Source organism: Actinocorallia herbida, assembly GCF_003751225.1.
Taxonomy (GTDB): Bacteria; Actinomycetota; Actinomycetes; order Streptosporangiales; family Streptosporangiaceae; genus Actinocorallia; species Actinocorallia herbida.
Genome location: NZ_RJKE01000001.1, coordinates 4,142,168 through 4,168,024 on the forward strand (window position 1 = coordinate 4,142,168; position 25,857 = coordinate 4,168,024).

The following is a 25,857-nucleotide window of genomic DNA, read 5'->3' on the forward strand; positions in this document are numbered from 1 at the left end:
CCGGTCAGCGCCCGGTAAAGATCAGGAGAATCCTGGATGTGACGGGCTCCAGGCGGCAAGACCCGCCCTATGGGCAGTGGGGTCGAGGTCGCGGTCGTCGGAGTCGGACGGCTCGGTGAGGCGGTCGTCAGAGGGCTGCTGCGCGGGGGCCTCCCGGCCGCCGCGATCGCCGGGTCGTCGGGGTCGGCGGACGCCGCCGCGCGGCTGACCGAGCGGCTGGGCGTGGCGGTCGGCACCGACCCGGTGACGGCGGTCCAGGAGGCCGCGACGATCCTTGTCGCGGTGCCCCCGGCCGGGGTCGCCGGGGTGCTGGCACGGATCGGGGGCACGCTGCGGCCCGGCGCGGTCGTCGTGTCGCTCGCCGCGGGCGTTTCGCTGGAGCGCCTCACCGGCGGGCTGCCCGGCGGGGTCGCCGTGGTCCGCGCGATGACGAACATCCCCGTCGCCTACGGGGCGGGCATGACCGTGCTGTCCGCGCCGGCCGGTACGGCGCCGGACATCAGGCAACGGGTCGAGGCGCTGTTCGGCAGGATGGGCGCCGTCGTCTGGCTGCCCGAGGGAGAGCAGCCCGCCGCCACGGCGGTCGCAGGATCCGGCCCCGCCTACCTCTACTACGTCGCCGACGCGCTCGTGGACGCCGCGGCCGGGGAGGGCCTCGACCGGGACACCGCCCGTCTGCTCGTCACCCGGACCCTCGCGGGGGCCGGCATCCTGCTGCGCGAGGAGGGAGCGGCGCCGGGCGAACTGCTGGCCGAGGTGACGACGCCCGGCGGCACCACCTCGGCGGCGGTCGACCGGCTCGACCGGGGCCAGGTCGCGCGGGCGGTGCGCCAGGCCGTGCGGGCCGCGGCGGAGAGGGCGGAGCCCGCCGACGCGCGGCTGCCCGGGTTCTTGCGGGCCCGGGCCGCGCTGCCCGTCACCCGCCTCCAGTTCGCCTCCGGCGGCGTCTGGGAGGAGCCGTTCGTCGTCCGGCCGCACGCGGCGTCGGTGCGGGAGCTCGACGAGTGGCTCGGCGCGGCGGGCGAGGACGTCGCGGTCGAGGTGTTCTGCACCGACGAGCTCTTCCTCGGCGCCCGCGTCGCCGACCCCGCGTTCCTGCACGCGGTCGTGGAGGCCGCGGCCCGGGGCCGTTGGAGCACCCTCGGCGACGCGCCCGCCCACTGGAGGCTGCCTGACGGGACGCCGCTGCTGTCCGGAGATCGTCCGGAGAAGCTCGAGGTGGGGGTCGTCAACGCCTGGCACAGTGTCGGCCCGTCCCTGCTCTGGCGGCGCGGCGAGCCGGGCCCGGACGCCCGGCGGCTCGGCGAGGCGCTGCGGCTCGCCGCCCACCCGACGCCCGTCGCGCTGGAGGCGGCGTGGACGGTGCCCGCGACGGGCGGGGCGGTGCCGACCTGGGTCGGCGTGAACGTCTCGGAGTCGCTGCACCGGCTCGACGAAGGCAAGCTCGCCTCCGTGGCGGAGAGCCTCCTGCACCGGACGGGCTGACGCGTCAGGGGGCGCCTTCGGCCAGCGCGGTCAGCAGCGCGACGGCCCGGTCGGCGGCCTCGTGGGGCACGAACAGGTGGTCGTGGTGGAAGCCCGCGACGACATTGCAGCTCAGCCCGGCTTCGGCGAGGACCCGCGAGACCGCCGCGGTCAGCCCGACGGCGGCCAGCGCCGAGTGGACCCGCAGCGTGATCCGGGCCGCGACGTAGTCATAGGGGAGGCACGCCGCGTCGGCCTCCTCTTGGCGCAGCACGAGCGTCAGTCCTTCGTCCTCGGCGACCGTGACGATGGGCGCGAGGCCCGCGGGGACGGGTCCGGGCACGCTCGTGAACACGTAGCGGCCCGGGGAGAGTCCGGGCCGCATGCCGGCGAGCAGCTTGGCGAGGTCGGTCTCGGGCGTCACGGGCGCCCAGTCTAGACGGCCTCCGCGCCGCCCGCCGAAGCCAGCAGCATCCGCGTGTAGGGGTGTTCGGGCGCGCCAAGGATCTGCCCGGTGGGCCCTGCCTCGATCACCCGCCCGGCGTTCATCACCGCGGTCCGGTGGGCGAGCGCGCCGACGACCGCGAGGTCGTGGGAGATGAGCAGGTACGCCAGCCCCCGCGACTCCTGGAGCTCGAGCAGCAGGTTGATGATCTGCGCCTGGACCGAGACGTCGAGGGCGGTGACCGGCTCGTCCAGGACCAGCAGGTCGGGCGAGAGCGCCAGCGCGCGGGCGATCCCGACCCGCTGCCGCTGCCCGCCGGACAGTTCGTGCGGCCTGCGCCCGGCGAACGACGGATCGAGCCCGACCTCGCCGAGCAGCGCGCCCACGTCGGCGTCGCGCCGCTGGAGCCCGAGCGGTTCGGCCAGCGACCGTCCGATGGTCCAGCGGGGATCGAGCGACCCCGACGGGTCCTGGAACACCATCTGGAACCTGGGCCGCAGCGGCCTGAGCCGCCGCCCGGACAGCCCGGCGAGCTCGATCCCGTCGAACCTGACGCTCCCGGAGGTCGGCCGGGTCAGCCGTACCGCGCAGCGCCCGAGCGTGGACTTGCCCGATCCGGACTCGCCGACGACCGCGACGGTCTCGCCCCTGCCGACGTCGAGGCTGACGCCGGCGACGGCCTCGTGCCGCCCGTAGGACTTGCGGACGTCGGTCAGTGAAAGCAGCGGCTCACTCATCGGCGGCCGCCCAGCACGCGACGCCGTTCTTCAGCGCGGGCGTCTCGCTCGCGCACCGCGCCAGCGCGATGGGGCAGCGCGGATAGAACGCGCACCCCGACGGTCGGTCCGAGGGATGCGGCGCCTGCCCGGGGATCACCGGAAGCGGTCCGCGTCCCGCGCCGAGCTTCGGCCGGGACTCCAGCAGGGCCTTGGTGTACGGGTGTCCGGGCCGCGCCGAGATCTTCGCGGCGGGCCCCGTCTCGACCAGCCGCCCCGCGTACATGACGGCCACCGTGTCGGCGTGCCGGGCGACGAGGTCGAGGTCGTGGCTGACCAGGACGGTCGCGGCGCCGGTCTCCTTCTGCGCGGACAGCAGCAGCTCCATGATCTGGGCCTGGACCGTGACGTCGAGGGCCGTGGTGGGTTCGTCGGCGATGAGGAGGCGGGGCCCGAGTGCGATCGCGACGGCGATCCCGACGCGCTGGCGCTGCCCGCCGGACAGTTGGTGCGGGTGGGCGCGGGGCCGCTCGATGCCGACCCGGGAGAGCAGCGCGACGGCCCGCCGCCGGGCCTCGCCCCGGGAGGCGCCGTGGATGCGGAACACCTCGGCGACCTGTGAGCCGACCCGCATGAGGGGATCGAGTGAGGACGACGGGTCCTGGAACACCAGGCCGACGTCCTTGCCGCGGACCTTCGCGAGCCTGGCGTCGGTGAGCGGGGTCCCGTCGAGGGAGATCTCTCCGGAGGCCCGTTCGACCCCGTCGGGCAGGAGCCCGGCGAGGGCGAGGACCGCGGTGGTCTTGCCGGATCCCGACTCCCCGACGAGCCCGAGCATCGCGCCGTGCCCGACGGAGAAGGAGATCCCGTCGACGAGGACGGTCTTCCCGGCCGTCACGCGGAGGTCGCTTACTTCAAGCACGGTCGCTCTCCTTGACGTCGAAGACGCGGCGCAGGCCGTCGCCGAGGAGGTTGACGAGCAGGACCGTCAGGGTGAGGGCGAGGCCCGGCCACAGCGGCACCCACCAGGCGGTCTCCATGAGGTCGCGCCCGTCGTTGAGGATCGTGCCCCACGACGGCGTCGGGGGCCGGACGCCGAGGCCGAGGAAGGACAGCCCGCCCTCGATGAGGATGAGCGCGCCGACCATGAACGTCCAGATGACGGCGTTCGCGCCCGCGACGGCGGGCAGCAGGTGCCGGGTGAGGACGTACCGGTGGCCGCCGCCGAACCCGACGGCCGCGCTCACGTAGTCCTCGCCCTTCAACCGTCGTGCCAGCGCGCGGGTGACCCGTGCAGGGGTCACCCACCCGGCGAGGGTGAGAAGGACGATCAGTACGGGCGTAGAGGACCCGACGACGGTGATCGCGGCGAGCGCGAGGACCAGGAACGGGAAGGCGATCCACAGGTCGCCCACGCCCATGATCAGCCGGTCGAGCGGTCCGCCGAGGTAACCGGCGACGAGCCCGGCGACGACGCCGAGCGCGCAGGCGAGGGTCGCGGCCACGAATCCGACGAGCAGGGACGTCCGGCCGCCCGCGAGGGTGCGGACGAGGAGGTCGCGGCCGAGCTGGTCGGTGCCGAGGGGGTGCCCGGAGATCGCCCCGTCCATCCAGAAGGGCGGCGCGAGCCCATCGGCGAGGTGCTGCTCCAGCGGGTCGGCGGACAGCAGCAGCGGCCCGAACGCGACGGCCGCGCCGAGGAGGATCAGCCCCGCGAGCGCGATGCGGGCGGAGGTCGTAAGGCGGGTCATCCCGCGGACTCCCTTCCTACGCGCGGGTCGGCGACCCTCCCGAGGAGGTCGCCCAGCGCGCTGACGGCGACCACGATGACGGCTACGGTGAACACGGTGGCCTGGACCGTCGGATAGTCCTGCTCGCCGATCGCGACGACGAGGCCGCGTCCGATGCCGTCATAGGCGTAGAGCTGTTCGACCAGGACGGTGCCCGACAGCAGGTAGCCCGTGTCGGTGATGAGGAACGCCAGGACCGGCGGGAACGCGTTCGGCAGCGCGTGCCGCCACAGCACCCGCGCGTGGCTGCCGCCTTTGGCCGTGACCGCGCGGCAGAAGTCCTGGGACAGCGCATCGAGGACGCCCGCGCGGGTCAGCAGCACCACCCGGGCGAGGGTGAAGAGGGTGAGCGTGACGACCGGGAGCACGGTGTGCGCGGGCGTGGTGGAACCGTAGGAGGGCAGCCAGCCGAGCCAGAGCGCGAACACCAGCAGCAGCACGAGGCCGAGCACGAAGTTGGGGACCGCCTGGCCGAGCGCGGCGGCGCCGGAGACGACCCGGCCGAGAAGGCCGTCGCGGCGGGCCGCGGCGAGGACGCCGAGCGGCAGGCCGAGGGCGAGGGACAGGGCGAGTGTCGAGACGACGAGCTGGAGGGTGAGCGGCAGCTTCGCGAGCACGGACGGGAGGGCCGCCTCGCCGCTGCCGCGGGCGTTCCCGAAGTCCAGCCGGGCGACGTCGCCGAGGAAGGCCAGGTACTGGTCGAGGAACGGGTCGTCCAGGCCGAGCTGGGCGCGGACCCGCGCGAGGTCCTCGGCGCTGCCGCCCGGACCGACGAGCACCGCGGCAGGGTCGCCCGACAGGTGCAGCAGCGCGAACAGCAGGGTGAGGATGCCGAGGACGGTGACGGCGAGGCGGACCGCCCACAGCAGGACGGTCCACGGCAGCCAGGCGGGCACGGCCGGACGCGCGCGTGACGCGTCCGGCCGCTTGAGTGAGGCGGTCGCCAAGGTCAGGACTTCTTCGAGTCGGCGAGGTCGGCGTTGCCGTTCGGGGTGAGCCCCAGGTCGACGTCCTTGCCGTGCACGTAGACGGTCTTCGGCCAGGCGAGGAACACCACGCCGGCCTCCTCGTTGAGGATCCCGGCCATCTCCCGGATCGTCGCGGCCCGGGCGTCGGGGTCGAGCTCGGTGCCGGACTTCGCGAACAGCGACGTGTAGTCGTCGTTCTCGAAGTGGCTCTGCACGCCCTTCGGCTGCGGGCCGAACCGGCTGACGCTGGCGATGTCCTTCAGGTCGAAGTAGTCGGTCTGCCAGTACAGCAGCGGCACCTCGCTCTTGCCGAGCAACGAGGTGATGAAGGTGGCCAGGTCCTGGATGATCACCTCGCTCTTGATGCCGACCGCCGTCAGGTAGCCCGCGGCGATCTCGGCCTGCTGCTTGAACAGCGCGGTCGTGGCGATGTTCAGCGTGAGTCCGTCGGCTCCCGCGCCGGCCAGGAGCTCCTTGGCCTTCGCGACGTCGAACCCGTAGCCCTTCAGGGATTCGTCGTAGCCCGGGTAGCCGGGCTGGAGGAGCTGGCCGGTCGGCACCTCGCCGAAGCCCGACAGTCCCTCCTTGACGAACTCGTCCTTGTCGATCGCGAGGTTCAGGGCGATCCTGACGTTCTTGTCGCCGAGCTTCTCCTCGACCGCCGGGATCATCGACAGGATCGCGCACGACCCCGCCGGAGGCGCCTGGACGGTGAAGTCCTTGAGTTGGGCGGCGACCGCGGGCGGCAGCCCGAACACGGCGTCGATCTCGCCCGAGCGCAGCGCCGTCGTCAGGGTGCCGGAGTCGGGGATGGCGACGAGCCGCGCGGAGGCGACCGCCCCGGGCTTGCGCCAGGACCGCGGGAACGCCTCGAGGTCGATGCTCTTGTTCACCTCGTACTTGGCGACCTTGAACGGCCCCGTGCCGGATGCGATCTTCGCCGGGTCCTTGGCGAAGATCGCCGGATCGACGATGTGGAGGCGGCTCAGCCGGTTGAGCAGCACGGGGTCGGGCTCGGAGGTGGTGATCCGGACGGTCTTGGCGTCCACCGCCTCCGCGCCCTTGAGGAAGCCCATCTCGCCCTTGCGCGCGGCGAAGGCCGGATTGTCCGACAGGACGCGCTCGATGTTGGCGACGACCGCCGCCGCGTCGAACGCGCCGCCCTCGTGGAACACCACGCCCTCGCGGAGCGTGAACTCCACGGTCAGGTCGTCGACCTGCTTCCAGGCGGTCGCGAGCGCGGGCTCGGCCTTGCCTTCGGCGCCGAGGCCGACCAGCGGGTCGTACACCTGGGTGGTGAACGTCGTGCCGACGCTCGACAGCGCGATCAGCGGGTCGAGGGAGTTGGTGATGGAGGTCGAGGCGAAGACGAACGGGGTGGCGGCCGCATCGCCGCCTTCTTCCGCGCTTGTGGCGCACCCGGTCGCCACGGTCAGGGCCGCGAGGCCACCCAGCTGGAGGAGCCGCCTGCGGCTCAAGAACAACACTTCGCCCATTTTCGTTTCCTTCTCAGAAACCGCGTTACGCTGAAGGGAACGTAAGTCAGGCGCTGGGAGGCCGTCAAGAGAGCGCGCGATGCCGACCCCGTGCCGCGATCACCCTTAACACGGCGGTTACCGGAGTGGCGGGAGTTCGCTTCTCGGGCGAGGAGTAGGACTCACAGGCAGGTTTCGGGCATCCTTGGTGCGGTGCGCGAGGTGCGCACGGGCAGCGAAGGAGCAGGCATGAGCGACCGTCCCGCCGATCTGGTCTTCACCGGGGGACCGGTCCTGACCATGGACGCGGCGCGCAGCCGGGCGAGCCGGCTGGCCGTCCGGGACGGGCGGATCCTCGCGGTCGGGCACGACGAGGTCGAGGATCTGATCGGGGACCGCACCGAGGTCGTCGACCTGCGCGGGCGGGCGCTGCTCCCCGGGTTCCAGGACGCGCACGTCCACGCGGTCATGGGCGGGATGGAGCTCGCGCGCTGCGACCTCACCGGGACCACGGACGTCGCCGAGTACCTGCGCCGGATCCGCGCCTACGCCGACGCCCGCCCCGAGCTGCCGTGGATCACCGGGGGCGGCTGGTCGATGGAGAGCTTCCCGGGCGGCACCCCCACCGCGGCGCTGCTCGATCGGGCGGTCGCCGACCGTCCGGTGCTCCTCCAGAACCGCGACCACCACGGGGCGTGGGCCAACACCCGTGCGCTGGAACTCGCCGGCCTCTCCGCGGACACTCCGGATCCGGCGGACGGCAGGATCGAGCGGGACGCCGGAGGGAACCCGTCGGGGACCCTGCACGAGGGCGCCGTGGAACTCGTCGGGGCGCACGTGCCGCCGGACACCCCGCGCGAGCGGCTGGAGGGCCTCCTGCGCGCCCAGGAGATGCTGCACGGGCTCGGCATCACCGCCTGGCAGGACGCCATCGTCGGCGGCACGGACGGCTACCCGGACATCTCCGACGCCTACCTGACCGCCGCCCGCGACGGGCTGCTGACGGCCCGGGTCGTCGGGGCGCTGTGGTGGTCGCGGACCAAGGGCGCCGAGCAGATCCCCGAGCTGCTGGACAGACGCGAGCTCCTCACCGTCGGGCGGCTGCGCTGCTCGACCGTGAAGGTGATGCAGGACGGCGTCGCGGAGAACTTCACCGCCGCGATGACCTCGCCCTACCTCGACGGGTGCGGCTGCCTCACCGGGAACAGCGGCCTCAGCTTCGTCGACCCCGAGGCGCTGCGCTCGCACGTCACGGCACTGGACGCGCACGGCTTCCAGGTCCACTTCCACGCGCTCGGCGACCGGGCCGTCCGGGAGGCGCTCGACGCGATCGAGGCGGCCCGCGCCGCCAACGGGTTCCGCGACACCCGCCACCAGCTCGCCCACCTCCAGGTCGTGCACCCTTCCGACGTCGCCAGGTTCCGGGCCCTCGGCGCCCTGGCGAACCTCCAGCCGTACTGGGCCGCCCATGAGCCCCAGATGGACGAGCTGACGATCCCGTTCCTCGGCCCGGAACGCGCGTCCTGGCAGTACCCGTTCGCCGACCTCCACCGGGCGGGCGCCACCCTGGTGATGGGCAGCGACTGGCCCGTGTCCACCCCCGACCCCTTCGAGGCCCTGCACGTCGCCGTCAACAGGGTTCTGCCCGAAGCCGACGGCCCGGCCTTCCTCCCCGACCAGCGGCTCGACCTGACGACGGCGCTCGCGGCCTACACGGCGGGCTCCGCCCACGCCAACCACCTCGACGACTCAGGCTCCCTCGTGCCTGGGAAACGGGCTGATCTCGTCGTCCTGGACCGCGACCCTTACACGGCTCCCGAAGCCCTCGCAGAGACGCGCGTCGCCCTCACCTATGTGGACGGCGCCCGCGTCTACGCCTCCCCGACGGCCTGACCCCGTCGGCCCCGAAGGGTTTCCCGATCCGGCGACGACGGTAAGGGGCCCTTCAAGGACCGGGGGAGGCCACATGGACGGAGCCGGAGCGAGGGCCGACGCGCTCGTGCTGTTCGGGATCACCGGGGACCTCGCGGCCAAGATGGTCCTTCCCGCGCTGTACCGGCTGGTCCGCGACGGGTTCCCGCTCGGCCGGATCGTCGGGGTGTCGCGCGGCGGCCGGACCCTCGACGACCTGCGGCAGCACGCACGCAAGGCGGTCGAGGCCCAGGGGCCGGTGGACGACGCGGTGTTCGCCGAGTTCGCGGGGCTGCTCAGGCTCGCCGCCGTGGACTACGACGATCCGGACAGCTTCCAGAGCATCGTCGCGGAGGTCGCCGACCGCAGGTTCCTGGCCCACTATCTGGCGATCCCCCCGGACCGGTACGCCGAGACCGCGCAAGCCCTCGCCGCGGCGGGCCTGAACGAGCGGGCCCGGCTCGTCGTGGAGAAGCCGTTCGGGCGGGATCTCGCCTCGGCGCGCGCCCTGGAGGCGCGGCTGACCCGCTGCTTCCCCGCCGAGGAGGTCCGCCGCGTCGACCACTTCCTCGGCAAGGACGCGGTCGAGAGCCTCCTCACCTTCCGCGCCGCGAACACCCTCATCGACCGGACCCTGCACCGCGACGCCGTGCGCTCGGTCCAGGTCTTCGGGATCGAGGACCTCGACGTCGAAGGGCGGGGCGGCTTCTACGACGACACGGGATGCCTGCGCGACGTCGTGCAGAACCACCTGCTCCAGACGCTCGCCATGTTCGTCATGGAGACGCCCGAGACGAACGCCGCCGAAGACGTCGTCGCCGAACGGGTCCGTGCCCTGCGCGCGTTCCGGACCGTCACCCCTGAGGACTACGTACGCGGCCAGTACGAGGGCTACCGGGACACCGAAGGCGTCCGGCCCGGCTCGACCACCGAGACGTACGCGGCCCTGCGGCTGTTCGTCGACACCGAGAGGTGGGCGGGCGTTCCCTTCTGCGTCCAGGCGGGCAAGGGCCTCGCGGCCACCGCCACCGAGATCGTCGTGGAGCTGCGCAGTCCCGTGCCCGCCTCGCGCCTCACGCGGGCCGTGGCGGACGCGCCGCCGGACCTGCTCCGCCTCCGCCTGGAGCCCGACGCGGGCGTCACCGTCCAGCTGCTGGCCGCGCACGGTCCCTGGCCCGCCTTGCCCGCCCCGTCGGCCGAACTGGTCGACGGGGTCGCCGCCGCCGCGGACTTCCCCCACCTGACCGGAAGCAACGTCACCGCCTACGAGCGCGTCATGGCCGCCGTGATGACGGGCGACACCCGCCGATTCGCGAGCATGCGCGCGATCGAGGAGTGCTGGCGCGTCGTAGGCCCCCTCCTCGACCTCCCGGACCCGCCGATCCCCTACCGCAAGGGGAGCGACGGACCGGCGGAGGCGGCCCGGCTGACGCCCGGCCGCCACTGGTACACCCCCGCGCCCTAAGGCCGGGTGAAGGCCGGGTCCGCGCCGATCACCTTGCCGGGGTTGAACAGGCCGAGCGGGTCGAGGGCGTCCTTGACGGCCCGCTGCATCGCGCGGACGCCGACCGGCATCTCCTGCTGCATGCCCGCGCGCTTGAGCAGCCCGATCCCGTGCTCGCCCGTGACGGTGCCGCCGAGGGCGAGGGCCGCGGCGATGAGGTCGTCGAACGCCGCCTGGGCCGCGGCACGGGCGGCCGCGTCGCCGGGCGGGGTGATGAGCAGCGGGTGCAGGTTGCCGTCGCCCGCGTGCGCGATGGTGGCGATCCCGACCCCGTGGCGGCGGCCGATCTCCTCGACCTTGCCCAGCATCGCCGGGACCGCGGACCGCGGCACGCACACGTCCTCGGTGAGGACGGGCCCGAGCCGCTCCAGCGCCGGGTAGGCGAGGCGCCGAGCGGAGAACAGCGCCTCAGCCTCGACCGGGTCGCTCGACCGCTCGGCCCACAGCGCGCCCGCGTCGCGGAACGCCGCGGCGACCGCCTCGGCCTCCTCGTCGCCTGCAGCGCCGGGGGAGTCGACGCTGGCCAGCAGCATCGCCTCGGCCGACGGGTCCACACCGAGGTGCTTCCAGTCCTCCACCGCCTCCAGGCACGTCCGGTCGAGCAGTTCCAGCGCGGCCGGCACGAGGCCGCGCGCGGTCACCAGGGCGACCGCCCTGCCCGCCTCCACCAGGCCGGAGAACGAGCCGACGACCGTGCGCGGGGCGTCGCGCCGGGCAGGGCGCAGCCGGAGCGTCACCTCGGTGACGACGCCGAGTGTGCCCTCGGAGCCGACGAACAGCCCAGTGAGGTCGTAGCCCGCGACGCCCTTCGTGGTCCGCCTACCGAGCCGCAGCCGCGTCCCGTACTCACCGCCGGGGCCTCCGACGACGACCTCCATGCCGAGCACGTAGTCGCGGGTGACGCCGTACTTGAGGCAGCACAGGCCGCCCGCGTTGGTGGCGACGTTGCCGCCGATCGTCGACCAGGGCGCGCTCGCCGGGTCCGGCGGATACCACAGGCCGTGCTCGGCGACCGCGGCCTTCAGATCGTCGTTGACGACGCCGGGCTGGACGACCGCGAGCATGTTCTCGGGGTCGATCTCCACGATGGCGTTCAGCTTCGACAGGTCGAGCACGAGGCACCCGTCCACGGCGTTCGCACCGCCGGACAGGCCCGTGCCCGCGCCGCGCGGGACGACGGGCACGCCGAGGTCGGCGCAGGCCGCGACGGCGCGGGACACCTCGTCGGCGGAGCGCGCCCGCAGCGCCGCGAGGGGAGCCCCGACGGGGGCCCACTCGGCCTCGTCGTGGCCGAGGCCCGCGAGCACGTCGGGATCGGTGATGAGGCCGCTGTCAGGGAGGGCCTTGGCCAGGTCGTCGATGGTCGAGAGAGAAATGACGCACCTCACTTTCACCTCGAAAGTACCCCTCACCTGCACATCAACCCGCGATTTGTACAGAGTGTGATCACTGTGTCAAGGGTGATTTAACACCAGTGGAATCCCACTTAACAGTTGTGACGTTCTTGATCGGTCTAATCGGGCGCGAACCCGCGAAACATGAGCACTGCTCACCTCCCGTGTCACAGCTGTTTCGCGCTCGAAAGGAACAGAACGCATGCGAAAGGCCCCCCGGGCCTGGGCGCGCGCGGCCCTCGCAGTATCGGCCGCGACCGCCCTGACCACTACCCTGCTGACGGCTCCCGCGTCGGCGGCCCCCGGTGGCGACTGGACCGTCGCCGAGGTCGACGGCGGCCACCTGATCACCCTGAGTCTCGACGAGGCCCTGCCCGTCCGGGACGCGGCACCCGAACTCGCCGTCGACGGCGAGTCCCTCGGCCCCGCGATCGAGTCGCAGGACGGCAGGACGCTGACCCTGCTCACCTCCGACCCGCGCGCCGCCGACCCCGGCAGCGTCCAGGTCGCCTGGAACGGCGAGGTCGAGAGCCCGATCTCCGCCCGCTCCTTCGGCCTGTTGCCGAAGCCCGGCAAGAAGCCGGAGAAGGCCGACGCCGACCCCGCGGAGCCCGGCCGCTACTCGGTCCAGCACGCCGAGTACGACCTCGGCGACGAGGCCATCACGCTGGAGGGACTCGGCGGCCGTAAAGCCGAGATCAAGGCCTCGGTGTACCTCCCGGTGAACGCCAAGGGCGAGCGGCCCGTCGTCGTCTTCCTGCACGGTCGCCACTCCGCCTGCTACGACCCGGTCACGCGCCGCACCGGCAACTCGGCCTGGCCGTGCCCGACCGGCTACCAGCCGATCCTCAGCGACACCGGGTACACCGGCCCGGCGGACGTCCTCGCCGGCCACGGCTACGTCGTCGTGTCCGTCGCCGCCAACGGCGTCAACGCGCAGGACGCGAACTACTCCGAGGACCGCGGCGCGCTCGCCCGCGGCGAGGTCGTCATGCGCCACCTCGACCTTCTGGCGGAGGCGAACAGGGGGAAGGGCGACGCCCGGCTCGTCTCTCTGTTCAAGGGCAGACTGGACATGGACGACATCGGCCTCATGGGCCACTCGCGCGGTGGTGAGGGCGTCGTCAAGGCAGCCCTCATGAACGCGGGCCGCAAGCACCCGTACGGCATCGAGGCGGTCCTGCCGCTCGCCCCGACCGACTTCGCGCGGGCCACCCTGCCCGACGTGCCCATGGCCGTCGTCCTGCCCTACTGCGACGGCGACGTCTCCAACCAGCAGGGGCAGCACTTCTACGACGACTCGCTCTACGCGGACGCCGACGACACGGCCTTCAAGTCGTCGCTCATGATCATGGGCACCAACCACAACTACTTCAACACCGAGTGGACGCCCGGTGTGGCGACCGCCCCGGCCAACGACGACTGGGGCAACCAGAACGACGCGGTCTGTGGCCTGAACGCCTCGGCGTCCCGGCTGACGGCCGCCGAGCAGTACGCCGTCGGCACCGCCTACATCGCCGGCTTCTTCCGCCTTGTCCAGGGCGGCGAGAACCAGTTCCTGCCGCTGTTCGACGGCAGCGACGAGGTCCCGGCCTCCGCGGGCCGCGCCGAGGTCCACGGCGTCGCGCAGGCACCGGCCTCCGAGCGCACCGACGTGGCCGCCTTCACCTCCGCGGCCTCCTCCGCGAAGGTGTCCGGCAACGCCACCGCCGCCATCTGCGCCTCGATGCTCGACCGCTCCCCGCAGACCGGACTCCCGTCCTGCGCGACCCGCCTGACCACGTCCCAGGCCCCCTCGTGGACCCCGGCGACCTACGCCCCGAACGTCGCGGCGACCCCGGTCATGCGCTTCTCGTGGGCCGACACCACAGGCAGGCTCACCGCTTCGGTGGCCAAGAAGGACCGCAGGGCGGACAGGTCCGACTACCTGACCTTCCGGGTGGCCCGTGACGAGACCGTCGCCGCGGACGCCGAGCTGGACCTTTCGGTGACCGTCGTGGACGGCCGGGGCAGGACCGCCACGGTGAACGTCGCCGATGTCGGCGACTCCCTCACCGCCTTCCCCGGTACCGCCTCGCCGCTCGGCAAGACCTGGCTGCGCTCGGTCCGGATCCCGGTCGACGGCTTCGCGAAGGTCGACACCAAGGACATCCGCTCGATCGTCCTCGGCGGCGCGAGCGCGACCGGCGCGGTCTACCTCGCCGACCTCGGTTTCACCGACCTGCGCGTAGGCAGGGCCACCCTTGACGAGCTGCCCCAGGTCTCCGTCGAGGGCGCGACCGTCGTCGAGGGCGACGGGCCCGGTACCGCCACCGTGCGGGTCTCCCTGTCCGAGCGCACCCGCGTCCCGGTCACCGTGAACCTCCAGTCCCTGGCGACCGGCACCGCCCCGGTGATCACCCAGAACACCGCGGTCGTGACGATTCCGGCGGGCAGGACCTCCGGCACCTTCACGATCCCGCTGGTCGGCAACGACACCGTCGCCACTGCGGCGCAGTCCTACCAGGTCATCGCCACGGTTCCCGCCAACGCCACGATCGGCGCCGGCTTCGCCCGCCTCGTCGTCACCGACGACGACTGACCCGCCTCCGCCAGGCCCTCCCCCCGGGCCTGGCGATCCGCGGCCCGGGTTCGGTACCGACCCTCCGAACCCGGGCCTTTTCGTCTCCCTCGCATGAGGGATGTGCACGTTGTTCGACGGACGTTAGCGTCTGGTGATCATGTGGTGCTGAGGCGTTCGGGGGGATGGGCTGTGCGGTTCTTCAAGAAGTTCGCCGTTGGGACGGCGGCAGGTGGCGCGCGGTAGAACTGCCCGCGGTCCCCGCGCCCGCCCCGCTCGACCCGGACGCCGTCGTCGGGGCCCTCCAGTCAGCCGCCTCCTGGCCCCGCCCGGTCCGAGACCCGATCACTCGCACCGCCGTGCCCTGGTTCCGCCCACCTGGAGGCCCACTCACCTGCACGGGCATCCCGTCATCCGCATCGAGCGTCCGCCCACCTGCGGGCCGGGTGTTCGGCTTACCCGCATCCTGAGGCGGTCGCGGTGGTGGTCATCGTCGGATCCCAGGGGCGATGTGACCGGAGCCACCATGATCGCCGCCCTTCGGCCGTCGGCGCGCCGACCGCGCGGCGGATTCTCCCCGCCGGATGGCGGGGTCGGTCGCTGGTCGTCGCGCGCGATCGTCCGGCGCGGACGCGCCTGCGGGCCCGGCGCGGCTCGGCTGCGCCCGCGCCCGAGGATCGTCGAAGAGGGCCGGTCCACCCGACGGTGAAGGGCAGGTGCCACTCGGCCACGCCGCGCGGCATCCGGAGACCGTACCCGGGGGCAGGCCGGTGGGCTGCGTCGTTTGGTGGGGGATCGCGGGGGGATGGTCGGTGAGAGGACTCGGGGACACGTGAGGGTTCTGCGCTCGGGGAGGGGCCGTGGCGGACGTGCTGAGGGACATGGCGCAGGCTGGGGCGGCCCCGTCGCCGGAGATCGAGTGCGCGGGGGCCGCCCTCGGCTCGGCGGCACGGCTCGGCGTGGGCACCGTCGTGGTGAACCGGGAGCTCGTCGCGAACGGCGCGCGGTCCAAGCGGCATCTGGAGATCGCCCTGCCCGACGGCGTCTCGTACCTTCCCGGCGACTACCTGGCGGTCCTGCCGCCGAACTCCGCCGCCGTGGTGGACCGCGTGCTCGCCAGGTTCGGGCTGGCCCAGGACACCCGGCTCGTGCTGAGCGGCCGGGAGACCCTGACGGCGGGGGAGTTCCTCGCCGGGCACGTCGCGCTCGCGGAGCCCGCGACCCGCGGCGGGATCACCCGGCTCGCCGCGGCGGCTCCGGCGCACGCGGGAAGGGACGACCTTGCGGCGCTGGCCGCCCGCGAACCGGAGGCGGGGGAGCGGCGGCCCACGGTGCTCGACCTGCTGGAGCGGCACCCCGGCTGCGCGGTGGACTTCACGGAGTTCCTCGGACTGCACGCCCCGCTGGTGCCGCGCAGGTACTCGATCTCGTCCTCGCCGCGCTGGAACCCGCGCCGAGTGTCCTTGACGGTCGCCGTGGTGCGCGACCCGTCAGGGGCCTTCGCGGGGTCGGCGTCGACGTTCCTCGGGGACGCCGCTCCGGGTACGCGGGTCGCGGTGTCCGTGGCCGGGTCGGGGAAGGCGTTCCACCCGCCGGAGTCCCTGATGACGCCGATGGTGATGGCCTGCGCGGGCACGGGGATCGCGCCCTTCCGCGGCTTCCTCCAGGACCGTGCCCTGCGCGCGCTCGACGAGGGCGTGGCGCCCGCGCCGTCGCTGCTGTTCTTCGGGTGCGACCGCCCGGAGGCGGACTTCCTCTACCGTGACGAGCTGGCCGGCTGGGCCGAGGCGGGGATCGTGGACGTCCGTCCCGCCTTCTCCGCGGCCCCGGAGGACGGTGTCCGCTATGTTCAGGAAAGGCTGTGGCGGGACCGCACCGACGTCATGAACCTCCTGCGGCGCGACGCGGTCTTCTACGTCTGCGGCGACGGCCGCCGTATGGCCCCCGCCGTCGCCGACACCTGCGCCCGCATATACGCCGAGGCCACCGATGCCACCCCGGGCGAGGCCGAGGAGTGGCTGACGCTCCGCCTCGACCACGGCGGATACCGCTCCGACGCCTACCTGTGACCCACCCCGCCCGCCCGGAACAGCACCGGCCTGCGAGAAACGCAGCCCTGATTCGTCGACCGCCGGGGCGCGCGGTACAGAGGCCGGAGGGAACCCATCGGAGAGGCGGTCGGGCCCGCACCGACGTCGCTCCCGGCCGGACGGCCACACCACCGGAAGCCGTGCGCCGGAGGTCCCGATGGGCGGCTTCCCGTGCCGGGGCGGCCGCTTCCGGGTGCGGTGGGAGGTCGCGGGGGTCCGGCAGAATGGTGGAGATGGGTCGGGAAGTGTGAGAAAGGTGTCGCTGATGCAGGGGTGGATGCCGCCGTCGTTCTCGTACCGGACGTTCGTGGCGTTCTTCGGGGATCTCGCGGGGCGAGGGGCGCTGCCCGCGCGGTTCGATCTGAGCGCGGTGGCGGAGTATCCGCCGTCGATCGGCCCGCAGCTGCTGGAGTTGATGGAGCGGATGGGGCTGCTGGACGCGGACGGCGCGGTGGTGGGCGAGTCGATGCGGGCGGTCGTCGGGGGGGAGGCCCGGTGGCGCGAGTTCCTCACCGGGTGGGCGCGCGAGGTGTACGCCGAGCAGCTCGGGCTCGCGGCCGCCGGGGCGGGCGAGGAGGAGCTGCGGGCGAGCTTCGCCCGGTTCGGGTACAAGCCGCACAAGCTGCCGCGGGCCGTCCAGTTCTTCCACGCGCTCCGGGCGGATCTCGGCCTGGTCGGTACCTGAGGCGTCCCGCCCCGGACGCCATGATGGGGCCGGGGACGGGCAGGTCCGCGCGGGCCACGTCCTCGGCGGGCCGGTTCACGCGGGGCGCTTCGGCGCCGTGCTCGTGCGGGTCGTGCTCGTTCGCGGTGGGCACCGTAGGCCGGCGGGTCCGGTAGGCGGCGGCCTGGTCGTGGCACGGGACGTCGAGCGCGATCCGTCGGCTCCAGCCGCGGCCCGTCGCGGCACCGGACGAGGTCGCCGGCCGCCACCTGGGGGAGGGAGCCGGTGAAGGGCAGCAGCTCGGGGCGGGTGCGCGGCGGGGTGCCGTCCCGCGCCGTCGCGCGCCTGCGGGGCGCGGGAACCGCCGAGTCGTCGCCGGATACCGCGGTACGCATGCGTCTTCCCCCGTCGTCGCACCGTGGCGCTCCGGTGCGGCGGGACGGGCCCGGCCGAAGGAAGGCGCGCCTACCTACTGCAGGTCTGTAGTAGGTAGTGGGCCCCGGGAACTGTGCGAAACTGGCGGCCGCGACCCGCCCGAGAGGTAATGATGTTCGACCATTTCGCATACTCCGTTCTGGTTGCTCCGGTGCTGGTGCTCCTGGTGACCTGGCCCCTGGCGGACCGGCTGCGGCCCGCGTTCGCCGCGCGGGTGTTCGCCTGGTCGGCCGTCGCGGCCGCGGTGTGCACCACGACGAACGTCGTGGCGTTCGCGCTGAAGGCGCTGGCGGAACTGCCGGTCGTGGCGGGATGGGGCGGCTGGTCGGCCGAGGTCGTGAAGGCCGACACCGCGCACGTGCCCTGGGCGACCGGTCTCTCGGTGGTCTGGTTCGCGGTCAGCGTGGTCGCGGTCCTGCTCGGCTGGCGGCGCTACCGGGCGTCCCTGCGGGGCGCGTGGGAGGAGGTCGACCACCTGGACGCCGGGGAAGGCGAAGGGGACGAGGTCGTGGTCGTCCCTGACGACCGCGTCGACGCCTTCGCCCTGCCCGGACGGCCCGACGCCGAAGGCAGGGTCGTGGTCACCACCGGGTTGCGCGACGCGCTGAGCGAGCGCCAGTACGCGGCGGTCCTCGCGCACGAGCGCGCCCACCTCGACGGCGGGCACCACCAGCTCGTGTGGTTCACCCGTCTCGCCGCGTACGCCCAGCCGCTGCTGTGGCCGCTGGTCAAGAAGGTCGCCTACCTGGTCGAACGCGCGGCCGACGAGGAGGCCGCGCGGGTCACCGGCAGCCGGGCCGACGTCGCGCGGGCGATCGCGCACGCCGCCCTGGCGGTGAACGGGGCGGGGCCGAGCGCGCGGCCGCCGGGCCTGCTCGCGATGAGCTCCGGCGTCGTGCCGCGGCGGATGGCCGCGATGACGGGCCCCGAGGTGCGCCGCCGCTGGCTGCTGGGCATGCCGGTGCTGCTCGCCGCGAGCACGATCGTATGGACGGGCGAGTGCGCCTACGACTTCTACGAACTGCTCGCTTACCGCAGGTGACGCGGGCGACGCTCCCCAGCGGCTGACTCGTGTCTTGATACGTCCCGTCTTGACAGGAAGTGCGGGATCGATCCAAGCTTGATGCGACTTAGCTTAGCCTTACCTAACTGGAGGCCGCGTCCATGTCCACCAACCCCTTCGACGACGAGAACGGCACCTTCCTCGTCCTGGTCAACGCCGAGGGCCAGCACTCCCTGTGGCCGGTGTTCGCCGACGTCCCGGCGGGCTGGACCACCGCACACGGCCCCGACTCCCGCCAGGCCTGCCTCGACCACGTCGAACGGACCTGGACCGACATGCGCCCGGCGAGCCTCGCCGCCGCGATGGCGGACCGGGCGGACTGACGCCGCCCGACGGGGCCGGGCGCCGACCGTTTCAGGTCCCCGAGGGTGGGCGGCACCGACCACGGCCGGTCGCGGGCCCGCGTAACGGCCGCCGAGCACGGAGAGCTCGGCGGCCTCGGCGCGTGTCGTGTTCGGGGAGCCGTGGCTGACGGCCCGGTTGCGGGCGACGCCCGCGCGCTCGGCCGGTTCGCGCGAGCGGCCGGATCCCGCCGAAGAGGGCGGGATCCGGAAGCCGGTCATGGTCACGCGCCGGACATCGGCGGCCGCGATGCCGGTGGGGGTCCGCGGACGAGGGGCCCGTCCGGCGATTTCGGGTCAGGTGTCGGGGTCTTCGGTGTCCAGGTCGTGGAGCATCCGGCGGAGGAGCTGTTCGTCGTCGTCCGACAGGGAGCCGAGGAAACGGGTGAGGACGACCTCTCGGTCGGGGCGCTCGTCGAGCAGTTGGTGCATCCGCCGGACGGCGAGGCCCGGATCGTCGGCGACCGGGCGGTAGGCGAAGGCCCGGCCGCGCCGCTCACGTTCCAGGACGCCCTTGCCCTCCAGCCGGACGAGGATCGTGAGCACCGTCGTGTAGGCCAGGGACTCGCCGAGGGCCGAGCGGACCTCGCGCGGTGTCAGCGCTCGGTCGGCGGCGTGCAGCGCCGCCGTTATCTCCCGCTCCAGATCCCCGGGCGCCCGTTTCGCGCCGCCCATGCGCACCTCCCGCACCACATCCGATCGCAGCAGTGTGCCACGGCGATTCTCCTGGTTCGACCGTTCCGGGTTCCCGATCTCCATGTGACTTCCGGCTCATTCACGCCATGCGTCCGTGGAAACCCGTTCTCCCGCCGATTCGTTGTCACCCTGAGCGCGTGGACCGTTCTCATCATGGAACGGTCCGTCGGGGCGGACCGCCCCGGGCAGTATCTACTACAAATGTAGTAGTAATCTGGGCGCGAGGTCGTCCACCAACGAGAGAGGCGGACCCGGCAATGGCGCTGTGGGACCGGATCAGGCAGTCCACCCTGACGATGCAGGACCAGCTCGTCGCCAAGAAGAACGACCTGAAGAGCGGTGCGTTCCGCGACGCGAGCATGGCGATGTGCGCGTTGGTGGCCGCCGCGGACGGCAGTGTCGACCCCGCCGAGCGGCAGCGGGTCGCCGCCCTCATCACCGGCAACGACGTGCTCTCCGACTTCCCCGCCGACGACCTGCGCCGCAGGTTCGAGGACAACTGCGCCCGGCTCGCCGCGGACTTCGCGTTCGGCAAGGTGACCGTCCTCCAGGAGGTCGGCAAGGCGCGCAAGAAGCCCGCCGAGGCCCGCGCCGTCATCCAGATCGGCATCGTCATCGGCGGCGCCGACGGCGACTTCGACGCGGCCGAGCGGGCCGTCGTCCGGGAGGCGTGCTTCGCCCTCGGCCTCGACCCCGCCGAGTTCGACGTCTGATCCAGATCTCATCGGTTCGCCGCGGGGGAAGCCCGCGGCGAGAGAACCACCCCTACGAAAGGTGCCGCAACATGGCCGTGTCGATGGTCAAGGGCCAGCGGATCTCGCTGGAGAAGCCGGGCGGAGGCGGCCTCACCAAGGTCAGGATGGGCCTCGGCTGGGACGCGATCAAGAAGAAGGGCTTCTTCGGCTCGCGCGAGCAGGAGATCGACCTCGACGCCACGGTCGTCGTCTACGCCGGCGACCAGATCGCCGATGTCGTCTACTTCGGCCAGCTCACCAGCCGCGACGGCTCGATCCGGCACACCGGCGACAACCGGACCGGCGCGGGCGACGGCGACGACGAGACCATCCAGGTCGACCTCGCCCGCCTGCCCGTCCACGTGACGTCGCTGGTCTTCGTCGTCAACTCCTTCCAGGGCCAGACGTTCAACGAGGTCGCCAACGCCTTCTGCCGCCTCGTCGACGACCAGACCGGCGCCGAGCTGGCCCGCTACACCCTCACCGGGGGCGGCTCCCACACGGCGATGGTCATGGCCCGCATCTACCGCAACGGCGACGCCTGGAAGATGAACGCCATCGGCGAGCCGGCCATGGGCCGCACCTTCCAGGACATCCTCCCCACGCTGTCCGCGCACGCTTGACGGCCTCCGCGGCGGCTCCCCTTCCCCGGAGCCGCCGCGCGTCCTCAGGGCAGGAGGAGGGTCTTGCCGACGGTCGCCCGCGCCTCGAGCGCGCGGTGCGCGTCGGCGGCCCTCTCCAGGGGGAGGAGCTGTCCGATCACCGGACGCAGCCGTCCTGCGGCGCCCTCGGCGAAGGCACGCCGGACCAACGCGCGGATCTCCTCCGGGGTGAACTGCACGTCGGCGATCCCGCGCAGGGTGATGCCGCGCCGTGCCGCCTCGGCCGCGTCCACTTCGGCGAACCCTCCGCTCGGCGCGCCGTGCGCGGAGAACCTCCCCCCGTCGGCGACGACGGCGAACGCGGCACGTCCCACGGAGGTGCCCGCCCCGTCCAGCACGACGTCGGGCCGCCCGCCGAGTGCCTCCACCGCTCGCTCGGCCCAGTCCGGCGGGGAGTAGTCCACGGCGTAGGCCCCGAACGACTCGATGAGGCGCAGTTTCGCCCCCCCTCGCGCGGCGCCCACGACCACCGCGCCGGCGGCCACCGCGCGCTGGACGGTGAGGATCCCCATCCCGCCCGCGGCCGCCGTCACCAAGACCCGCTCACCCTCCGTGATCCGGGCTGCGTCCAGGACGCCCAGCGCCGTCACCCCGTCGTGGAGCAGTGCGGCGGCTTCGCGGATCCCCAGCCCGTCGGGTACCGGAATCAGATCCTGAGCGGGTGCCGCGACCTGGTCGGCGTACCCGCCGCCGTCCGTCCGGACGCAGACCCGGCGCCCCTCCCAGGCGCGGTCGACGTCCGCGCCCACCCGTTCCACCCGGCCGGAGACACCGCCGCCCGGCACGTAGGGCGGGGTGAAGGAGAAGTGATCCGTCGCCAGGCCGTATCTGATGACCGCCTCCACGAACAGGACGTCCACCGCCTCGACCCGCACGACGACCTCACCCGCGCCGGGCCGGAGGTCGGCTCCCTCCGCCGGCTCCAGGACCTCCGGGCCCCCGAACTCCTTGACCTCGATCTTCCGCATGCCGCCTCCCCTTTCCGCCGCCGTCACGACGATCCTCCGACCTCAAGTGACGTTGAGGTCAAGGGCTCGGCGGGCACGTCCATAGACTGCGAGGGAAAGGCGGCAGGGGAGAGGCGGGGTGCGGTGGCGGGGGCGCCGGAGATCGGGACCAAGTCCGTGCTGGGCAAGGTCGCGGCGGTTCTTTACGCGTTCACGGCGGACGACCACGGGGTGAGCCTCGCGGAGCTGGGGCGGCGGACCGGGATCCCCAAGGGGTCCCTGCACCGGATCGTGGGCGACATGGTGGAGGTGCGGCTCCTGGAGCGGGCCGGACGGGGGTACCGGCTGAGCGGGCAGGTGTTCCAACTCGGCATGCGGGCCTCGGTCGAGCGGGGGCTCGTCGAGGTCGCCACGCCGTTCATGGAAGATCTCTACGAGCGGACGCACGAGACCGTCCACCTGGGGGTGCTGGAAGGCGCCGAGGTCGTCTACGTGTCGAAGCTGGGCGGGCACCGGCAGGCGACGTCGCCGTCCCGGATCGGCGGGCGGATGCCCGCGCACTGCACCGCGATCGGCAAGGCGATGCTGGCGTTCTCCCCGCCCGACGTGCTCGCCGGGGTCCTCGACGGCGAACTCGTCCGCAGGACGCCCCGGACGATCACCGCGCCGGGGCTGCTCCGGCGCCAGGTCGAGCGGATCGCCGAGACCCGGGTGGCGTTCGAGTACGAGGAGTCGGCCACCGGGATCGTGTGCGTGGCGGCACCCGTTCTCGACCCCTATGACCGGCCCGTCGCTGCGATCAGCGTCACCGGGCCCGTCGCGCGGTTCCGGCCGGAGGCCCACCAGGTGTCGGTGAAGGCCGCCGCCGCGGGCATCGCCGGGACGCTCGCGCGCCGCGCCGCGCTGATCCCGCACGCGGACTGACGCCAGGCGGCGCGGGGTCGCACGTGAAGAGGGTTCCACTGAGTGGAACATGAGGGTGCGTGTTCCGGGGGGCCATCGGTGAAGGTGGAGTCACGCCCACCTAACCGAGGACCGTGATGACGACCGACGCACCCTTGACCGGCCAGGACCGCGAGGCCGCCGTGACCGCCGCCGCCGCGCGCTTGGAGAACGCCCAGGAGACGCTCTCCCCTTGCGCTCCCGTGCGCGACCTGCTCGGCACGACCGATCTGGCCCTCGCCTACGCCGTCCAGCAGCGCCTCGCCGAGCACCGTCTGGCCCAGGGCGCGGTCGTCTCCGGCCGCAAGATCGGGCTGACCTCCCCGGCCGTGCAGAAGCAGCTCGGCGTGGACCAGCCCGACTTCGGCGTCCTGTTCGCCGACATGGACGTCTCCGGCACCGAGGTCGACACCGCGAACCTGCTCCAGCCCAAGGTCGAGGCCGAGGTCGCGTTCGTGCTGAAGGCCGACCTCGACGGCGAGATCAACGGCGTCGAGGACGTCCGCCCGGCCGTGGACTACGCGGTCGGCGCCCTGGAGATCGTCGCCAGCCGGGTCGCGAACTGGGACATCACGATCACCGACACGATCGCCGACAACGGCTCCAGCGCGCTTTACGTCCTCGGCGACAAGAAGCTCACCCTTGACGAGTTCGAGCCGATCGAGACCGTCATGGAGCTGTACGACGGTGAGGTCCTGGTCTCTCAGGGCAACGGCGCCGCCTGCCTCGGCGACCCGCTGGAGGCCCTGGTGTGGCTCGCCCGCACCGCCCGCGACCTCGGCGAGCCGCTGCGCGCGGGCCAGGTGATCCTGTCCGGCGCCCTCGGCCCGATGGTCCCCGTCACCCCCGGCACCGTGGTCCGCGCCGAGCTGTCCGCGTTCGGCACCGTGACCGCAGTTTTCGCGAAGTAGAGGAAACCCTGATGAGCGACGTCAAGAATCCCACCGGGAAGAGCCCCTCCGGGGAGAAGACGAAGGTGGCGGTGATCGGCTCCGGCAACATCGGAACCGACCTGATGATCAAGGTCATCCGGCTGTCGAAGACCCTGGAGATGGGCGCGATGGTCGGCATCGACCCCGACTCCGACGGCCTGGCCCGCGCCCGCCGCATGAAGGTCCCCACGACCCACGAGGGCGTCGACGGCCTGATCGCGATGGACGGGTTCGACGAGATCGACATCGTCTTCGACGCCACGTCGGCGAAGGCCCACGTCGCGAACGCGGCGAAGCTCGCGCCCTACGGCAAGAAGCTCGTGGACCTCACCCCCGCGGCGATCGGCCCGTACGTCGTCCCGGTCGTGAACCTCGAGGAGCAGCTCGCGGCGGACGCCAGCAACGTCAACATGGTGACGTGCGGCGGCCAGGCGACCATCCCGATCGTGCACGCGATCTCCCAGGTGACGCCGGTCGCCTACGCCGAGATCGTCGCCTCGATCTCGTCCCGCTCCGCCGGTCCCGGCACCCGGGCGAACATCGACGAGTTCACCGAGACCACGTCGAAGGCGATCGAGCAGGTCGGCGGCGCGGGCCGCGGCAAGGCGATCATCGTCCTCAACCCGGCCGAGCCGCCCATGATCATGCGCGACACCGTGTTCGCGCTCATCGGCGACGCCGACCAGGGCGAGATCCGCGCGTCGATCGAGAAGATCGTCGGTGAGGTCGCCGAGTACGTCCCGGGCTACCGCCTCAAGCAGGACGTGCAGTTCACGCCGATCCCGGCCGACGAGCCGGTGCACACCCTCCTGCCGGAGGGCGCGCCGGCCGTCACCACCAAGGTCCAGGTGTTCCTGGAGGTCGAGGGCGCGGCCCACTACCTCCCCGCTTACGCCGGGAACCTGGACATCATGACCTCCGCCGCGCTGCGCGCCGCCGAGCGGTTCGCCGAGGTGTCGAAGTGAGCGCGGAGACTGTGAGCACGGAGAACACGAAGATGAGCCCGAAGCTGTACATCCAGGACGTCACCCTGCGGGACGGCATGCACGCCGTCCGCCACCGCATCGACCCGGAGAACGTCGCGAAGATCGTCGCGGCCCTCGACGCGGCGGGCGTCGCCGCGATCGAGGTCGCGCACGGCGACGGCCTCGCGGGCGGCTCGGTGAACTACGGCCCCGGATCCCACACCGACTGGGAGTGGATCGAGGCGGCCGCGGCGAACATCTCCCGCGCGAAGCTGACGACCCTGCTGCTCCCCGGCATCGGCACGATCGAGGAGCTGAAGCACGCCTACAGCCTCGGCGTCCGCTCGATCCGGATCGCCACCCACTGCACCGAGGCCGACATCTCCGCCCAGCACATCGCGGCCGCCCGCGACCTGGGCATGGACGTCTCCGGCTTCCTGATGATGAGCCACATGGCCCCGGCCGAGAAGCTCGCCGAGCAGGCGAAGCTGATGGAGTCCTACGGCGCCCACTGCGTGTACGTGACGGACTCGGGAGGCCGCCTGACCATGGACGGCGTCCGCGAGCGCGTCCGGGCCTACAAGCAGGTGCTGAACCCGGAGACGGAGATCGGCATCCACGCCCACCAGAACCTGTCCCTGTCGGTGGCGAACTCCGTCGTCGCCGTCGAGGAGGGCGTGACCCGGGTGGACGCCTCCCTCGCCGGGCACGGCGCCGGCGCGGGCAACGCCCCGATCGAGCCGTTCATCGCGGTCGCCGACCTCCAGGGCTGGGACCACGGCTGCGACCTGTTCGCCCTCCAGGACGCCGCGGACGACCTCGTCCGCCCGCTCCAGGACCGGCCCGTCCAGGTGGACCGGGAGACGCTGACGCTCGGCTACGCGGGCGTCTACTCCAGCTTCCTGCGCCACGCCGAGGCCGCCTCCGCGCGATTCGGCATCGACGTCCGGACCATCCTCGTCGAGGTCGGCCGCCGCAACCTCGTCGGCGGCCAGGAGGACATGATCATCGACATCGCCCTCGACCTGAAGGCCCAGGCCGCGTCCGCCTGACCCTTCCGGCCGCCCAGAGCTCCGCACCGCCCCGGCATCCGCTACCGGGAGCGGTGCGGTTCCCTGTCCGGCGGCGCAAGGCGCCGCGAACCCTAGGATTTCGGTGG

The 25,857-nt window shown here is 72.8% G+C and carries 23 protein-coding genes; 14 read left to right on the forward strand and 9 right to left on the reverse strand.

All coding sequences use genetic code 11. The annotated features are described in order from the left end of the window. Positions 1 to 69 precede the first annotated feature (69 nt). Complete coding sequence (gene proC, locus EDD29_RS19120; RefSeq protein WP_123665724.1) at positions 70 to 1,485, forward strand: pyrroline-5-carboxylate reductase; 1,416 nt, start codon at positions 70 to 72, stop codon at positions 1,483 to 1,485. Between the two features lie 4 nt (positions 1,486 to 1,489). Here proC and EDD29_RS19125 read toward each other — a convergent pair whose 3' ends face one another. From EDD29_RS19125 to EDD29_RS19150, 6 genes are read right to left on the reverse strand one after another with little or no spacing between them, the layout of a single operon-like run. Beyond that, positions 1,490 to 1,888: an ACT domain-containing protein gene (locus EDD29_RS19125; RefSeq protein ID WP_123665725.1), complete on the reverse strand. Its 399-nt coding sequence runs from the start codon at positions 1,886 to 1,888 to the stop codon at positions 1,490 to 1,492. An 11-nt stretch (positions 1,889 to 1,899) separates the two neighbouring features. Beyond that, entirely contained in the window at positions 1,900 to 2,646 is a 747-nt protein-coding gene (locus EDD29_RS19130; protein WP_123665726.1) for an ATP-binding cassette domain-containing protein, read from the reverse strand. Next, a complete protein-coding gene (locus EDD29_RS19135; RefSeq protein WP_148086016.1) occupies positions 2,639 to 3,547 on the reverse strand; it encodes an ABC transporter ATP-binding protein in 909 nt (302 codons plus the stop codon). Before EDD29_RS19135 ends, EDD29_RS19130 begins: the two co-directional genes overlap by 8 nt. Beyond that, complete coding sequence (locus tag EDD29_RS19140) at positions 3,540 to 4,376, reverse strand: ABC transporter permease (protein WP_123665728.1); 837 nt, start codon at positions 4,374 to 4,376, stop codon at positions 3,540 to 3,542. Before EDD29_RS19140 ends, EDD29_RS19135 begins: the two co-directional genes overlap by 8 nt. Further along, positions 4,373 to 5,362 carry an ABC transporter permease gene (locus EDD29_RS19145; protein WP_170201466.1) on the reverse strand — a complete coding sequence of 330 codons (990 nt, stop codon included), beginning with the start codon at positions 5,360 to 5,362 and terminating at the stop codon, positions 4,373 to 4,375. The genes EDD29_RS19140 and EDD29_RS19145 overlap by 4 nt, the downstream gene beginning before the upstream one ends. A 2-nt stretch (positions 5,363 to 5,364) precedes the next feature. Continuing rightward, positions 5,365 to 6,879: an ABC transporter substrate-binding protein gene (locus EDD29_RS19150; RefSeq protein ID WP_123665729.1), complete on the reverse strand. Its 1,515-nt coding sequence runs from the start codon at positions 6,877 to 6,879 to the stop codon at positions 5,365 to 5,367. A gap of 228 nt (positions 6,880 to 7,107) precedes the next feature. Here EDD29_RS19150 and EDD29_RS19155 point away from each other — a divergent pair, with 228 nt between their 5' ends. Continuing rightward, positions 7,108 to 8,751, forward strand: coding sequence for an amidohydrolase (locus tag EDD29_RS19155; protein ID WP_123665730.1), 1,644 nt, complete (start codon positions 7,108 to 7,110; stop codon positions 8,749 to 8,751). 73 nt (positions 8,752 to 8,824) lie between these two features. Further along, positions 8,825 to 10,234: a glucose-6-phosphate dehydrogenase gene (locus EDD29_RS19160; RefSeq protein WP_170201467.1), complete on the forward strand. Its 1,410-nt coding sequence runs from the start codon at positions 8,825 to 8,827 to the stop codon at positions 10,232 to 10,234. On the opposite strand, the gene EDD29_RS19165 is transcribed toward EDD29_RS19160, so the two are convergent. Further along, positions 10,231 to 11,661, reverse strand: coding sequence for an FAD-binding oxidoreductase (locus EDD29_RS19165; RefSeq protein WP_425454976.1), 1,431 nt, complete (start codon positions 11,659 to 11,661; stop codon positions 10,231 to 10,233). The genes EDD29_RS19160 and EDD29_RS19165 overlap by 4 nt on opposite strands. A gap of 208 nt (positions 11,662 to 11,869) precedes the next feature. Between EDD29_RS19165 and EDD29_RS19170 the strand changes: the two genes are divergently transcribed. From EDD29_RS19170 to EDD29_RS19190, 5 genes are all read left to right on the forward strand, one after another. After that, positions 11,870 to 14,248 carry an alpha/beta hydrolase family protein gene (locus tag EDD29_RS19170; RefSeq protein ID WP_123665732.1) on the forward strand — a complete coding sequence of 793 codons (2,379 nt, stop codon included), beginning with the start codon at positions 11,870 to 11,872 and terminating at the stop codon, positions 14,246 to 14,248. Between the two features lie 839 nt (positions 14,249 to 15,087). Continuing rightward, positions 15,088 to 16,296 carry a ferredoxin reductase domain-containing protein gene (locus EDD29_RS19175; RefSeq protein WP_123665733.1) on the forward strand — a complete coding sequence of 403 codons (1,209 nt, stop codon included), beginning with the start codon at positions 15,088 to 15,090 and terminating at the stop codon, positions 16,294 to 16,296. Between the two features lie 286 nt (positions 16,297 to 16,582). Next, entirely contained in the window at positions 16,583 to 17,002 is a 420-nt protein-coding gene (locus EDD29_RS19180) for a hypothetical protein (RefSeq protein ID WP_123665734.1), read from the forward strand. A 565-nt stretch (positions 17,003 to 17,567) separates the two neighbouring features. After that, a complete protein-coding gene (locus EDD29_RS19185) occupies positions 17,568 to 18,458 on the forward strand; it encodes a M56 family metallopeptidase (protein ID WP_211359794.1) in 891 nt (296 codons plus the stop codon). Between the two features lie 122 nt (positions 18,459 to 18,580). Next, positions 18,581 to 18,802 carry an MbtH family protein gene (locus EDD29_RS19190; RefSeq protein ID WP_123665735.1) on the forward strand — a complete coding sequence of 74 codons (222 nt, stop codon included), beginning with the start codon at positions 18,581 to 18,583 and terminating at the stop codon, positions 18,800 to 18,802. A 315-nt stretch (positions 18,803 to 19,117) separates the two neighbouring features. On the opposite strand, the gene EDD29_RS19195 is transcribed toward EDD29_RS19190, so the two are convergent. After that, a complete protein-coding gene (locus EDD29_RS19195; RefSeq protein ID WP_123670563.1) occupies positions 19,118 to 19,495 on the reverse strand; it encodes a BlaI/MecI/CopY family transcriptional regulator in 378 nt (125 codons plus the stop codon). Between the two features lie 278 nt (positions 19,496 to 19,773). Here EDD29_RS19195 and EDD29_RS19200 point away from each other — a divergent pair, with 278 nt between their 5' ends. Next, entirely contained in the window at positions 19,774 to 20,229 is a 456-nt protein-coding gene (locus EDD29_RS19200; RefSeq protein WP_123665736.1) for a tellurite resistance TerB family protein, read from the forward strand. A gap of 71 nt (positions 20,230 to 20,300) precedes the next feature. Then, positions 20,301 to 20,873 (forward strand): TerD family protein, encoded by a 573-nt coding sequence (locus EDD29_RS19205; protein ID WP_123665737.1) that lies wholly within the window; start codon positions 20,301 to 20,303, stop codon positions 20,871 to 20,873. Positions 20,874 to 20,917: 44 nt separating this feature from the next. On the opposite strand, the gene EDD29_RS19210 is transcribed toward EDD29_RS19205, so the two are convergent. Next, entirely contained in the window at positions 20,918 to 21,880 is a 963-nt protein-coding gene (locus EDD29_RS19210; protein ID WP_123665738.1) for a zinc-binding dehydrogenase, read from the reverse strand. A gap of 123 nt (positions 21,881 to 22,003) precedes the next feature. Here EDD29_RS19210 and EDD29_RS19215 point away from each other — a divergent pair, with 123 nt between their 5' ends. The 4 genes from EDD29_RS19215 (at position 22,004) to dmpG (ending at position 25,750) form a co-directional block, all read left to right on the forward strand. Beyond that, positions 22,004 to 22,783 (forward strand): IclR family transcriptional regulator, encoded by a 780-nt coding sequence (locus tag EDD29_RS19215; protein ID WP_211359795.1) that lies wholly within the window; start codon positions 22,004 to 22,006, stop codon positions 22,781 to 22,783. Between the two features lie 116 nt (positions 22,784 to 22,899). Next, positions 22,900 to 23,712 carry a 2-keto-4-pentenoate hydratase gene (locus EDD29_RS19220; RefSeq protein ID WP_123665739.1) on the forward strand — a complete coding sequence of 271 codons (813 nt, stop codon included), beginning with the start codon at positions 22,900 to 22,902 and terminating at the stop codon, positions 23,710 to 23,712. An 11-nt stretch (positions 23,713 to 23,723) separates the two neighbouring features. Further along, the gene (locus EDD29_RS19225; RefSeq protein ID WP_123665740.1) at positions 23,724 to 24,698 is read left to right on the forward strand and encodes an acetaldehyde dehydrogenase (acetylating); all 975 of its coding nucleotides are present in this window, start codon (positions 23,724 to 23,726) and stop codon (positions 24,696 to 24,698) included. After that, positions 24,695 to 25,750 (forward strand): 4-hydroxy-2-oxovalerate aldolase, encoded by a 1,056-nt coding sequence (dmpG, locus tag EDD29_RS19230; RefSeq protein WP_246052849.1) that lies wholly within the window; start codon positions 24,695 to 24,697, stop codon positions 25,748 to 25,750. The genes EDD29_RS19225 and dmpG overlap by 4 nt, the downstream gene beginning before the upstream one ends. The last annotated feature ends 107 nt before the right edge of the window (positions 25,751 to 25,857 follow it).